Source organism: Sulfolobales archaeon (genome assembly GCA_038897115.1).
Classification (GTDB): Archaea; Thermoproteota; Thermoprotei_A; order Sulfolobales; family AG1; genus AG1.
Genome location: JAWAXC010000071.1, coordinates 1 through 11,694, shown reverse-complemented (window position 1 = coordinate 11,694; position 11,694 = coordinate 1). Strand labels below are relative to the sequence as shown.

The window sequence follows — 11,694 nt, the reverse complement described above, 5'->3', positions numbered from 1 at the left end:
GCTTATATCCCTACTAGGCAATATATCTATAGGTGAATCGATATCGAATACGTCTACGCCACACTACTCCTACACTCAGCTGGGAAGGAGATAAGCGAGGATAATATAAGGAAGGTGCTCCTCTCAGCCGGGATAGAGGTAGATGAGATTAGATTAAAGAGCTTGGTAGCTGCGATAAAGCAGATCAACATAGATGAGATTATAAAGACAGCAGCCCTAGCACCCACAACAGTTGCTATAACACCTTCACAGCCACAGGCTCAGGCACAGGCGCAGCAGGCAAAGCCACAGGCTAAGGAGGAAGAGAAGAAGGAGGAGAAGAAAGAGGTTACTGAGGAGGAGCTTGAGCAGGGTCTCTCAGCGCTCTTTGGATAAACGATCCACTATATCTTATTATAGATCTATTGATCCGCTTTTTTCCATAGATTAGGGGTGCAAGGATAACCCTTTCAATTATTAATTGTTAGTCGGGGGGATGCTTTTAACTAATTAGATCTCGTGGTCCTGAGGTATATATGTTATAACTAAACCCGGCATGTGGGAGATGCTCCATCTCATGAACTGATGCTCAGAGGCCCTCACATTATAGTCTATTCTAAATCTCCTTCTAGCCCACTCTATTGTTTCCGCTGTTAGCTTTCCATCCCCTTTGGATAGAGCCATCCTTATAAGGGCATCTATCTCTGCATTGCTCATCCATCTTGTTGCCATTACAAGGCTCTCCTTGAGATCTTCGCTTACCTGTGCACCATATTTCTTCAATAGGTTCTCTATAATTACCTTCCTAGCCTCCCTATCTGGATAGCCCATTACAACTGCTACATCTATTCTCCCCGGTCTCAGAATAGCTGGATCTATTAGTGTTGGGCTGTTAGATGTGAGTATTGTTAATGGTCTAACTGGCTTCTGTAGGAAGTTAAGGATCAAAGAGATCTCGCTTACATGAACCTCATGCACAGCCATGGTTCTGCTTACTAGAAACTCGGCATCGTCTATTACAAGAGCTATATCTGTCCTCTTCACTATGCTCTTCAGAATCTTATCCAGTATCTTCTCTGTCATACCATACCACATAGATCTATATATAGATGGTTTTAGATCAACCACCTTCTTACCGAGACTCTGGGCTATCGCCTCAGCTAACACGCTCTTACCAACACCAGGTGGGCCCATAAGTATTATCCCTTTAGGTGCGAAGCTATAGCCTAGCTTTATAGGTTTCACAACTATTGTCTCTAGATCTGCTACTAGCTTTTCTGGAAACATTGAGAGGCTCCACTCAGGATTCCTAGTTGGCAGCCTAACTACAAAGCTCTCCATACCCTCCCTAATAACAACCTCTACCCCCTCGCCCTCTCCCTTCTCAGATGTTCTAAGCATGTATATCGCTATCGGCACCCTAGATATTGAATACCCTAGATAGCCTAGGCTAGTGAGGAAAGATGTTACAGCCTCTTTATCTAGATATGTGCTTACCTTCATAGCTATATCTCTTAGAAGCTTTCTCCTCTCATCGCTCTTCTCAGGGGGTTTAGGCATATATATAGCTATTATACTTCTAACAAAGATCCTCTCACATTCATATATGCATTTATTAGCACCAACACCTAGGGCAACTATCTCTGGCTCCTCCTGGGATGCGTCTACAAAAGCTAGGGCTATTCCAAACCCCTCCTCCTCGGTCTCCTTTATCATGAGTGGGGCTACAGATGTGAGGAACCTAACCACAGCATAGGTCGATGCAGTTCTAATGTCGAATTCAGAGTTCTTCGCTATATTCATAGGTATTTTCAGGATTCTGGGGCCGCCGTCTCTTATATCCATATCAGCTATTATCGTTGATATATGATCTATGAGTCTGTTGAGAGGCGGGTACCAAGCATCATATATAGAGACCTTACCCCTGGTAGATAGTATTAACCCCCTGAAGTTCTTCTCAAGGGGGGTTCTAACCTCGGCCACCTTGGAGAGCTCTCGGCTCTTCTTGTCATTCAATCCCTTTAGACCCCTACCATATTTGGTATACTCTAAAGCCTATATAAGAAACGCATATACAAACTATGTTTTTAGATCTATGTGGATGGTGTTATCGCTATACAGCCCGTAGATCTTACTGCCGCCGCTACCTTAGATAATACATAGCTGTGGAGAGGCGATTCTATGCCAAACCTATATAATATCCTATGGAGAAAAGGCACCCTTATAAAGGCTCCAGCAGCAGGCTTATGACCTCCCCCACCTAGTTTTAAAGCTACTATTCTCACATCACACTTCCTAGATCTAAGGCTCAGAGGTCCCGAGGGGTTTATCACTAGAGCTATGTCGCCACCGCTTATCGATAGCATATAGTGTGCTAGGCTGCTTGTAGAGATCTCTCTATGTCTCTTAACCACAGATGCTAGCTTTACACCATCGGCACTTGTGATCCTTATCTTTTTCCTATAATAGTTATATAGGTTTAACTCTCTGTCAACAACCCTCTCAATATACCTTTTACCCCATGTAACAACCTCTTCGAGGGTGCTGCTCTTCACAAGCATCTCTAGGAGTATTGTTCTCCAAAGATCATCTCTTCTATAGATGATGAGCCTTGCCAGCCATGGGGATAGGGGATCGTGGAATCTCCATAGATCTAGGGAGCACACAGCCGATACAATACTAGCTACATATGGATCCCTCTCCTCGAATGAGGATGCAACAACACCAGTTGCACAGGTGCTCTTATCGATTCTCAGCTCAGCTACTGAAGAGATCTTCGCTATAGCCTCTTCATCCCACTCGTGGTGATCAAACCACTCGATCCTAGCACCAGATTCTCTAAACGCTTTTAAGATAACAAATATCCTCTCGATATTCCCAAGATTAGGCGCAAGATCCATTATGGAGAGTTTCTTTAGATAGCCTCCATATCTCTCCCACAGATCCTCGAGAGCCTCTGGAAGCTCGTCTGGCTCCACAAATATGACTCTATATCTCTCATCCTTAGAACCCAGTCTAATGTAGACTGCAGCACTGCCGATGCCATCTAGATCTGTATGGGTTATAAGGGCATGCATGCTTGCCATAGCACTCAATATGCTCCCAGCTCTTTAGAAAAGCGACTCAACGCTTTTAAGCATTAAGTATTACCGATCGCTTGCATCTACTATAGCACTGGAGCTTCTACACTATTAAAGCTATTTGGGGATCACCGTTAGCCTTTTCTCCTAGCCCTCCTGCTATGTATATAGGAGGCAACCTCAAAAACTATTTTCGCCCCGAGAGCTGATGTTACACCAGATACATCTACCATTGGGTTTATCTCAACGAGATCGAATGCTATGGTTCTCTCATCAACAACCTCATATAGAAGGTCTAGGAGCTCCCAGGTTGTGATTCCATCGGGCTCCGGAGTGCCTGTGCCTGGGGCGAATGCGGGGTCTAGAACATCTATATCGATTGAAATATATATATCTTTGAAGTTATCCATCCACCTTAGGATCTTACCTGCAGCAGCCCTCCTCCCCTCCCTCCTCAGCTCCGGTGCTGTTATAAACTCTATGTTGTTCTTCATAGCTGTTCTCATCTCCTCCCTTGTAAAGGCTCTAACACCAACCATGAACAATGCTCCTGGTCCTAGAAGCTCTAAGATCCTCTTGGATACACATGCATGACTATATCTATTGCCCATGAAATCATCCCTAAGATCCATATGAGCATCTAGAATTAAGACACCCGTGCTTCTGGGAAGCCCTCTAACGGATCCTAGGGATATTGTGTGTTCCCCCCCAACTACTATTGGGATCCTTCCCTCCGAGATGAGATCTCTAACAACGATCTCGAGGATCTCCAGGGTTTTCTGGGGATCTCCATGAGATACTATTAGATCTCCCTCATCATAGATCCCAATCTCCTCCATATCCACACTAGATCTTATGCTATATAGCTCTATACTTCTCGACGAGAACCTTAGGTGGTCTGGCGCAAATCTAGATCCTGGTTTGAAGGAGGACGTGCTATCGAAAGGAACCCCTAAAAAGCTGAAGATCGTTTTAGATCTATCCCACTCATATCCTCCAAAGGCTAGGGGTTTCCTCTGTATATATAGCTCTTTAAGCCCCACAAGTGAGCACCTATGCTACCCAGCCTCTCCTTTACTTATAACAACAACCTCTCCGCCAGCCTCTTTGATCTGTGAGATAGCCTTTTCAGTAGCATATTTAACTATAACCTTGACAGGCCTTGATATCTTTCCAGAGCCGAATAGCTTGTTATATCCATGCTCTCCAAGATCTATAACGGGTATTCCGTTCTCGAGCTTAAGCTCTCCCGATGCTGATAGCTTGTAGATTAGCTCCTCCAGCTGGGATAGATTTATACCTCTTATCTCCTCCCAATGCTCAGGACCTCTTGGTATGAAGCCTCTCTTGCCATACCACTCTGGGAAGTATTTGAGGACCCACATCCACTTATGCTTGTGGAATCCCACGGCTCCCTTACCACCTCTGCTACCTGATTTCCTATGCTGCCCTATACTCCCCCATCCCATAGTCCTTGTTCTTCCCCTCAGCTTTCTACTTTTCTTTCTCCTTCTAACAACCATCTAGATCATCCTCCTAATCAGATCGTTTATCTCCTTCCCCCTATAGCCGAGCTCTCCTCCAGCGCCATATGGTTTCTTGATAGAGCCCTTAAATCCTCCGCTAGGTGGGTGGAGTCTGAAGACAGGCTTTATAATATTTTCCATCTTATGTAACATAGCTTCCCCTTTATATAGGGATGATGCTAGCTCCTCTATAGTCTTATACTTTCCATTTGTGGCTCTAGCGATATACTCATCGCTTAAAGGCTTATTCCCAGGGGCTCTCCCCCTCTTCCTAAGAAGCTCTAGGAGCACGTCATATTCTATCTCGCCCCAGGTTATCCACATAGCAGCTTTCTTCAGCATGCCCTGGATACCCGGAAGGCTATCTGGGTATATAGATGCGTGGAACTTCTTATAGAGCCTGAGAAGCTCTAAGGTTCTCTCCACATCTGGAGGGACGTCTACTCTTCCTCTAAGCCTTATAATAGCTAGGAGGGCCATCCTACCTACCCCACTCATTTACAGTAACAAATCTATATGCATTTTTAAGCGCGTTAAAGACTGCCATGGCGAAGTTTATCGTAGTAGATGTCTTACCCCTACTCCACGACCATATATCCCTTATACCAGCATATCTAAGAACAACCTTCGCCGTATCACCAGCAACAAGCCCTGTACCCTTGGGAGCAGGTTTTAACACAACCTCAACACTACCAGCCTTTCCCCTGACCTGGTATGGTATTGAGTGGGGTTCTGAGCATCCACATTCAAAGCTTCCACAGCCCCTTCTAACAGGGATTATATTGAGCTTTGCATCCATTATAGCCTTGTCAACAGCCATTCTAAGCTGTCTAGCCTTGCCAACTCCAAGGCCTACGAAGCCGTTTTGATTGCCAACCACAACCACTACTCTGAACCTTGTTATCCTGCCAGCGTCTGTCATTTTCTGCACCATGTTTATATCTATGATTTCGTGCTGCAGCTCCCTTCCCAAGAGAGCATCAACGATCTCGGGCTCCTTGATCTTCATATTCATATCAAAGATCTCTTTAAGCGATGTTATCTTACCCTCCTTAACCAGCCAGCCAAGCCTGGTTCTAGGCTTCCACTCCTCTATAGATACAGCCTGGGATAGCTTCTCACCGAACTCCTCAGCGCTCACCAACCCTCACCTCCACACCTAGTTTCCTTCCAAGCTCAACGATCTTGGAAAAAACCTCTTCAAAGTGCTCCACAGCCCTCCTAGGATCTAGCCCTCTCGATAGTATTTCTGAGAACTGCCTCTTAAACCTCTCAGGATCTTTCGAGAACAGCTCCTCAGCATATCTAGCTATATCAGCACCCCTTATCCTATCCCAGCTTGGGAGCATATCCTCATCAACAGGCACTTTAAGCCCAGCATCTATAGCTCCCTTAGCTGCTGCAAATACCTTCGCACCCTTCGAGGGTGTGTGAAGCCCTATATCCAGCACCGCCTCCTCCACACCCATGAGCCTAGCCTTGATCCCTAGGAGTAGCCCTGCTAGATATGCTGCAGATATATTCTTAGAACCCCCTTTCCACCCGAATCTCTTTATAAGCTCCGATGTATGCACCGATGCAAGGGTTATATCCCCGATCGGTGTGGGTCTTATGATCTGTAGCGTTATATATCTATTGCTCTTCCTAACAACAAGCCTTGTAGCCCTTGAAAGCACATATATATATCTTTTATAATAGTTTGTCTTACCCTCCCTCCTCCTCCTCTTGGGAACCTTATACATCGGGCCTTTAGCCATAGCCTCACACCTCCTTTAAAACCCCTATGGATTTAAGATAGGTTTTAATTGATGATACATCGTGGAACGCTCCTCCCTTGATCTTCATATATAGGTTTCTATAGAGCTTAGTATCTATAACACCCTTTTCCCTCAGCATCTTTATATATGCCCTCATCCTCCTAACCCTGTTGATCCAATCCCTCTTCTTATCCAGCCTAGCCCCCTTCTTACCCTTTCTACTCCCATGCCCCCTTCTCCTCCCCTTCTTCTTTTTCTCATGAAGGATCTTCCATCTACCCCTGCTATTCCTCGAAGGCTCTATCGCATATATAGCTCCATCCTCTATCAATGCTTTAATCTCCTCCCTCCTGAATGCCTTCTCAATATCATCGATCCTCTCGGGGTCGAATCTTACGTTGTTAATCCCCACACCCATTATCTCTGCTGCGAGCCTCTTCTGAAGGGTTAGATCTGGCATCTAGATCACCCATTAGCCACCTTAAAACCCATGTTCATAGCCTTCTCTATAATCTGCTTTCTCTTCCTAGCACCTACTGTGGAGGCTATGTATATTATATATCTCCTTGGATCTAGCTTATCCAGCTCCTCAGCATTATGCACAACAACAGGCTCTAAACCACTTGGGTGGAGCCCTCTAATAGCATCTGGCACTCTATAGCCGATCTCAACAACTGGTGGGTAGCCCTTGATCTTGAGCCTCATCTTGTTATCCTTACCCTTCGGCTTAACCCATCTCAGATTATTCTCGAACTTTGGGAACTTCCACCAGAGGGTTCTGAGGAACTCTATCCTCTGCTTACCCTGGATCTCGTGCTGCAGCTTTCTAAGCTCTCTAAGATTCCTCAGAACCTCTTCCCTCCTCTTAAGGGCATCCTCAAGAGTTTTGATCTCCTGGGTGCTCATTCACCTATCACCTCCTTCTCATATATATAGATCCCATCCACGAAGATCCTCCTATCCTTATCCTTAACCCTAGTTGCCCTCTCAATATTTGCCGCGGTTTGCGCCACAGCCTCTAGATCTGCTCCCTCAACTATTATATCCCTATCCTTCACAGTAACCTTAACCCCTGGTAATATCTTTGCAACCCTGACGTCCTGGCCTCCTAGGAATCTCGTTATAACAACCCTATCCTTCTCAACACTAACTCCCATTGAGAAGTGTGTGAATATGATTTTGAGGTAATATCTATACCCCTTGGTAACACCTGTAAACATGTTCCTTATATGGGATGCTATGGTGTATACCAGGGCCTTCTCCCGTGACTTGCCCATATAGCTTCTAACAACTATATCGCCATCCTCCCTCAAGATCAACACCTTTCTAGCATGTGAGAAATCCCTGGTAATCTCTCCCTTAGGCCCCCTAACGGTTATTTTCTTCCCCTCGATTGTGACATCAACACCATCTGGGATCTTTACCCTCTCCTCAACCACTACAAATCTCGCAGTAGCCCCTCCCAAGGAGATCACCTCAGTATACGTATGCTATAGCTACACCCCCTATCCTCGCCTCTATAGCCTCTCTATGGCTTATAACACCTTTAGCTGAGGTGCTTATAATAATCAGCCCAATATCTCTTGAGGGTAGGTATCTCCTAATATGTGGGGGCATTCTAAGGAGATCTCTATAGCTTACCGAGTATCTAGGCTTTATAGCCCCGGCCTTGTTTATCCTACCTAGAAGCTGGATCTTTATCTTACCCCATCTACCATCATCGATATACTCGAACTCCCCTATATAGCCGTATCTCTGCATAACCCTAAGCGTAGCTGCTATAAGCTTTGATGCTGGGTATACAACTACCTCTGGCTTGCTCCTCATCTCAGCATTTGTTATAGCTGTTAGAGCATTTGCTAGGGGGTCTAGAACCACCATGTTACCACCCTACATATAGATTCTAAACCCTATAGATCTTGCTACCTCTCTGAAGCACTGTCTACAGAGGTATATACCGTATTTCTGTATAACAGCATCTCTAGAGCCGCATCTTCTACACACTTGAACGCCTCTCCCCATCTTCCTCTCAGCCCTAGGCCTGTACTTCCCCATCTCCGCTCCCCAATTACTACTATGGTATTATATTAACGTTGTATTTAAGCGCCAATAGAAGCATAGCCTCCTCCCTCGAAACCCTGTGCCTCCTAGGTATTGTAGATCTTGCTCTACGCCTTCTCATAACCCTATAGCCCTTCCTCTCTAGAGTTACAGCTACATCCATACCGAAGATCCCTATCTCCGCATCATATTTAGCACCTGGCAGAACTAGATACTCCTTTATCCCTATCGAGAAGTTGCCATACTCATCGAAGCTGGAGGCCCTAACCCTCCACCCAACCCCCTCCAAAACCCTCTTTAGGAACTCCTCAGCATCCCTCTTTCTAAGGGTAACCACAGCAGCTATATTCTCACCCCTCCTCACACCAAACTCCCTTATCGTTTTCTTAGCAGCCCTTGGAACAGGCTTTCTACCCGTTAGCCTTTCCAGAAGGGTCATTGCTTTCTGAAGCCTCTCACCACTCTCCCCAACGCCTATGTTTATTGTTACCTTAGCTATATATGGTATTCTAAGCGGGTTAGACCTCCAATCCTCCAAGATCTTGTTAATCCTTTCAAGAGGGATTATCTCTAAAAGACCCTTGGGAAGGGATTCAGGCTTTATATCCTCTAGCATCATCTCCTAAACACCTCCGGAGGCAGTGTTATCACCGGTTTATCCCTCCCTATCACATATACCTTATCAGCTGTTGTCTGGAACACATGTCCTGCTGGATCTTCCAGGGTTACAAGGGTTCTATATCTCCTCATACCCTTAACTATCTTTAAGACCCTCCCTACTCTACCAACGTTTCTACCACCTATAACAACGACCATCGAGCCCTCCTCAAACCTTATATGATCCACGATCTTTTTATCGGGTAGGGTTATGACAACAGTATCCATAGTGCTATAAACATCCTCCTCAGCCTTCCTAGGATCTGAAACCTTTACAAGAACATTATACCCCCCATATAGGTTTAGCTGTATATGCCCTCCCTTCACAGTTGTCTTATCCTCGATCCTCAGGGGTTTTATACCAGCCTCAGAGCGATCGATTGGCTGGAGCTTCATATATACCGTGGGATATGGCACAACCCTATAGATCTCTCCAGAGGATGTGATCTCTATAACATCCATAAGACCGACTGGATATTTATAGCTCTTCCTAACAACACCATCGACCTTTATAACACCATCGCTTATAATCTTGATCGCCTCTCTAGAGGTCTGGGCTATCTTCAGCATATCCCTTATAACAAGGAGAAGAGGTACCGAGGTCTCGAGCGAGTGAGGCCCTGGAGAAGGCTTGACAACCCATTTATACTCCTTCCTAAGGATTGGGTAGAACCAAGGGGCTGCAAGCCTCTTGAGATGTCTAGAGCCACCCATGCTACCCACTTGCACCACCTCCCGAGCTCCCGCCTCTCTCAGCCTTCTCCTCTTTCTCTTCTTTCTCCTTCCCCCTCCTCCTTCTCTCGATTATCTTCCTCCTAACCTCGTCAACCTCGCCAAGCTTCTTAATCATAACCTTCGATGGGTGTATCATATAGAACACAGGTGTTCCATCCGCCTTCTTAATCGTAACCCCCTCCACAGCTATCCTAGACCTCTTGAGATCTACCTCAACAACCTTACCCTCATGACCCTTCCAATCCCCCCTCATAATAACCACTGTATCTCCAACCCTAACTGGGAGTCTCTTAACCCCATACTCCCTCTGCAGCTCCTCTGAGAGCTTTGCATTAAGGAATCTCCATCTAGCATGTAGAGGGGCTTCTGCAAGGGCTTTCCTCTGCTTCCTAGGCTGGCTAGATCTTGTGAGGACCATCCCCACCACCCTATATAATTATAGTGGCTAGGTTAGCTATAGCAGACCACCTCTCAGCAGCTTCCCTAGCAACAGGCCCCCTTATCTCAGTAGCCTTGGGGGTTCCCTCAGGGGTTACTATGACCACAGCGTTATCCTCAAAAGCTACTCTTGTGCCATCAGGCCTTCTATATGGTTTCTTCTGCCTAATAACGATCCCATAGAATATCTGTCCAACAGTATCTGGCGTACCCTTCTTAACAGTTATAACCACTAGATCTCCCACTGATGCGAATGGCTGTCTCCTCAGCCTTGTCTTAACCTCTGGAACCCCTATGACCATGCCTATCTTAGCACCGCTATTATCTGCAACCACAACCCTAGATCCTGTTACAAGAGCTGGGGTCAGCCTCCTCCTAGGAAACGCTGCCTTCGATCTAAGGCTCTTCTTAGCCACCCTGACCACCTCCCCTCTTTATAACACCTAGTACAACGAAAGAAACGCTCTTAGCTAGAGGCCTTGTCTCCCCTATAACCACTAGATCACCTGGCTTCGCATTCACACACGGTGGATTATGGGCGTGGATCTTGCTCCTCCTTCTCTCATACCTTTTGAACTTACGGTTATATTTAAGATACTCCCTCTCAACAGTAACAGTTCTAACCATTCTAGCCTTGCTAACAACACCTGTTAGGATAAGCCCTCTAACCCTCACACTACCGTGCCACGGGCACTTATCATCGCTACAGACCTCCTTAGGAGGTTCTAACCCTGGATATCTAATCCCTATATCCCTAGTAACAGCTTTCCTAGCCTGGGTGCTCATGCCATCACCTCTTAACTATCCTCCTAACTCTATCCTCAGGCCTCCCAAAAAGCATGTCACCATCGATCTCAACCTCCTCCCCTGTCTCAGGTATTCTAAATCTATATCTAGTCCCGATCTTAAATGTCGTTACCTCCCTCCCACTAGAGGATCTTATTGTTATGGTCTTCATAGTCTCATTCACAACTACCCCTTCCAACCCCTCAACACCAGGATCTAGAGAAGACACGATCCTCACCGGTAGGCCTAGGATCTCGTGGTATATAAGGTTACCCCTTCTTCTCCTCACCCCTAGCCTCCCTCCTCCTAGATATTCCGAGCTCCTCCTCCCTCAATATAGTTAGGATCCTCGCTATATTCTTCCTAGTAATCCTTATCTTGTGGGGCTTATCAAGGGTGCCCATAGAAGCCTGGGCTCTGAGCTTTGCTAGCTCAGCCATTAAATCCTGTAGAAGTCTCAGCTTCTCCTCCCGTGACATAGATCTGATCTCATCAGGACTCAGGCTCATAGATCACCCCCCTGCGAGCCTCCACCACCTGTGCCGCCTAGAGCACTGCTAGCACCTTGCTCTCCTGTCTGGGGTGTTTGCTGGGTTATCTGGGGTGGCTGCTCAACCACCTCTATATAGTCTGCAGGTCTTCCAGGCTTCACAATTATAACCTCGATCCCATATA

Annotated in this window: 20 protein-coding genes; 1 reads left to right on the top strand and 19 read right to left on the bottom strand. The window is 46.1% G+C overall.

Annotated features, from left to right (window positions below):
- The first annotated feature begins 42 nt into the window (after positions 1-42).
- Entirely contained in the window at positions 43-375 is a 333-nt protein-coding gene (rpl12p, locus tag QXE01_09110; protein MEM4971396.1) for a 50S ribosomal protein P1, read from the top strand.
- Positions 376-489: 114 nt separating this feature from the next.
- Here the strand turns inward: rpl12p and QXE01_09105 are convergent, their stop codons facing one another.
- From QXE01_09105 to rpmC, 19 genes are all read right to left on the bottom strand, one after another.
- Positions 490-1,995 (bottom strand): ATP-binding protein, encoded by a 1,506-nt coding sequence (locus QXE01_09105; GenBank protein ID MEM4971395.1) that lies wholly within the window; start codon positions 1,993-1,995, stop codon positions 490-492.
- A 77-nt stretch (positions 1,996-2,072) separates the two neighbouring features.
- Positions 2,073-3,074, bottom strand: a complete 1,002-nt coding sequence (locus tag QXE01_09100; protein ID MEM4971394.1) for a hypothetical protein — start codon at positions 3,072-3,074, stop codon at positions 2,073-2,075.
- 119 nt (positions 3,075-3,193) lie between these two features.
- A complete protein-coding gene (gene speB, locus QXE01_09095) occupies positions 3,194-4,102 on the bottom strand; it encodes an agmatinase (GenBank protein ID MEM4971393.1) in 909 nt (302 codons plus the stop codon).
- Positions 4,103-4,117: 15 nt separating this feature from the next.
- A complete protein-coding gene (locus QXE01_09090; GenBank protein ID MEM4971392.1) occupies positions 4,118-4,582 on the bottom strand; it encodes an uL15 family ribosomal protein in 465 nt (154 codons plus the stop codon).
- Positions 4,583-5,065: a 50S ribosomal protein L30 gene (locus QXE01_09085; protein MEM4971391.1), complete on the bottom strand. Its 483-nt coding sequence runs from the start codon at positions 5,063-5,065 to the stop codon at positions 4,583-4,585.
- A gap of 1 nt (position 5,066) precedes the next feature.
- Entirely contained in the window at positions 5,067-5,726 is a 660-nt protein-coding gene (locus QXE01_09080; GenBank protein ID MEM4971390.1) for a 30S ribosomal protein S5, read from the bottom strand.
- Positions 5,716-6,342, bottom strand: coding sequence for a 50S ribosomal protein L18 (locus QXE01_09075; GenBank protein MEM4971389.1), 627 nt, complete (start codon positions 6,340-6,342; stop codon positions 5,716-5,718). The genes QXE01_09080 and QXE01_09075 overlap by 11 nt, the downstream gene beginning before the upstream one ends.
- 4 nt (positions 6,343-6,346) lie before the next feature.
- Entirely contained in the window at positions 6,347-6,802 is a 456-nt protein-coding gene (locus tag QXE01_09070; GenBank protein MEM4971388.1) for a 50S ribosomal protein L19e, read from the bottom strand.
- Between the two features lie 5 nt (positions 6,803-6,807).
- Entirely contained in the window at positions 6,808-7,248 is a 441-nt protein-coding gene (locus QXE01_09065) for a 50S ribosomal protein L32e (GenBank protein ID MEM4971387.1), read from the bottom strand.
- Positions 7,245-7,808: a 50S ribosomal protein L6 gene (locus QXE01_09060; protein ID MEM4971386.1), complete on the bottom strand. Its 564-nt coding sequence runs from the start codon at positions 7,806-7,808 to the stop codon at positions 7,245-7,247. The genes QXE01_09065 and QXE01_09060 overlap by 4 nt, the downstream gene beginning before the upstream one ends.
- 10 nt (positions 7,809-7,818) lie before the next feature.
- Complete coding sequence (locus tag QXE01_09055) at positions 7,819-8,223, bottom strand: 30S ribosomal protein S8 (GenBank protein MEM4971385.1); 405 nt, start codon at positions 8,221-8,223, stop codon at positions 7,819-7,821.
- Between the two features lie 9 nt (positions 8,224-8,232).
- Positions 8,233-8,397, bottom strand: a complete 165-nt coding sequence (locus QXE01_09050; protein MEM4971384.1) for a 30S ribosomal protein S14 — start codon at positions 8,395-8,397, stop codon at positions 8,233-8,235.
- A 19-nt stretch (positions 8,398-8,416) separates the two neighbouring features.
- The gene (locus tag QXE01_09045) at positions 8,417-9,022 is read right to left on the bottom strand and encodes a 50S ribosomal protein L5 (GenBank protein ID MEM4971383.1); all 606 of its coding nucleotides are present in this window, start codon (positions 9,020-9,022) and stop codon (positions 8,417-8,419) included.
- Positions 9,019-9,774 carry a 30S ribosomal protein S4e gene (locus QXE01_09040; protein MEM4971382.1) on the bottom strand — a complete coding sequence of 252 codons (756 nt, stop codon included), beginning with the start codon at positions 9,772-9,774 and terminating at the stop codon, positions 9,019-9,021. The genes QXE01_09045 and QXE01_09040 overlap by 4 nt, the downstream gene beginning before the upstream one ends.
- Before the next feature lies 1 nt (position 9,775).
- Positions 9,776-10,213 carry a 50S ribosomal protein L24 gene (gene rplX, locus QXE01_09035; protein ID MEM4971381.1) on the bottom strand — a complete coding sequence of 146 codons (438 nt, stop codon included), beginning with the start codon at positions 10,211-10,213 and terminating at the stop codon, positions 9,776-9,778.
- A 10-nt stretch (positions 10,214-10,223) separates the two neighbouring features.
- On the bottom strand, positions 10,224-10,649 hold the full coding sequence (locus QXE01_09030) for a 50S ribosomal protein L14 (GenBank protein MEM4971380.1): 426 nt from the start codon (positions 10,647-10,649) through the stop codon (positions 10,224-10,226).
- On the bottom strand, positions 10,642-11,019 hold the full coding sequence (locus tag QXE01_09025) for a 30S ribosomal protein S17 (protein ID MEM4971379.1): 378 nt from the start codon (positions 11,017-11,019) through the stop codon (positions 10,642-10,644). Before QXE01_09025 ends, QXE01_09030 begins: the two co-directional genes overlap by 8 nt.
- Positions 11,020-11,023: 4 nt before the next feature.
- Positions 11,024-11,308, bottom strand: coding sequence for a ribonuclease P protein subunit (locus tag QXE01_09020; GenBank protein MEM4971378.1), 285 nt, complete (start codon positions 11,306-11,308; stop codon positions 11,024-11,026).
- Positions 11,289-11,528, bottom strand: a complete 240-nt coding sequence (rpmC, locus tag QXE01_09015) for a 50S ribosomal protein L29 (GenBank protein MEM4971377.1) — start codon at positions 11,526-11,528, stop codon at positions 11,289-11,291. Before rpmC ends, QXE01_09020 begins: the two co-directional genes overlap by 20 nt.
- Between the last annotated feature and the right edge of the window lie 166 nt (positions 11,529-11,694).

What these genes read in the sequence shown, in the direction of transcription:
- QXE01_09075 (MEM4971389.1), bottom strand. Translation starts at nt 6,342, where the DNA reads ATGGCTAAAGGCCCGATGTATAAGGTTCCCAAGAGGAGGAGGAGGGAG.
- QXE01_09065 (MEM4971387.1), bottom strand. Translation starts at nt 7,248, where the DNA reads ATGAGCACCCAGGAGATCAAAACTCTTGAGGATGCCCTTAAGAGGAGG.
- QXE01_09025 (MEM4971379.1), bottom strand. Translation starts at nt 11,019, where the DNA reads ATGAGCACCCAGGCTAGGAAAGCTGTTACTAGGGATATAGGGATTAGA.
- rplX (MEM4971381.1), bottom strand. Translation starts at nt 10,213, where the DNA reads ATGGTCCTCACAAGATCTAGCCAGCCTAGGAAGCAGAGGAAAGCCCTT.
- QXE01_09045 (MEM4971383.1), bottom strand. Translation starts at nt 9,022, where the DNA reads ATGATGCTAGAGGATATAAAGCCTGAATCCCTTCCCAAGGGTCTTTTA.
- rpmC (MEM4971377.1), bottom strand. Translation starts at nt 11,528, where the DNA reads ATGAGCCTGAGTCCTGATGAGATCAGATCTATGTCACGGGAGGAGAAG.
- QXE01_09085 (MEM4971391.1), bottom strand. Translation starts at nt 5,065, where the DNA reads ATGGCCCTCCTAGCTATTATAAGGCTTAGAGGAAGAGTAGACGTCCCT.
- QXE01_09050 (MEM4971384.1), bottom strand. Translation starts at nt 8,397, where the DNA reads ATGGGGAAGTACAGGCCTAGGGCTGAGAGGAAGATGGGGAGAGGCGTT.
- QXE01_09070 (MEM4971388.1), bottom strand. Translation starts at nt 6,802, where the DNA reads ATGCCAGATCTAACCCTTCAGAAGAGGCTCGCAGCAGAGATAATGGGT.
- QXE01_09090 (MEM4971392.1), bottom strand. Translation starts at nt 4,582, where the DNA reads ATGGTTGTTAGAAGGAGAAAGAAAAGTAGAAAGCTGAGGGGAAGAACA.
- QXE01_09055 (MEM4971385.1), bottom strand. Translation starts at nt 8,223, where the DNA reads ATGGTGGTTCTAGACCCCCTAGCAAATGCTCTAACAGCTATAACAAAT.
- QXE01_09040 (MEM4971382.1), bottom strand. Translation starts at nt 9,774, where the DNA reads ATGGGTGGCTCTAGACATCTCAAGAGGCTTGCAGCCCCTTGGTTCTAC.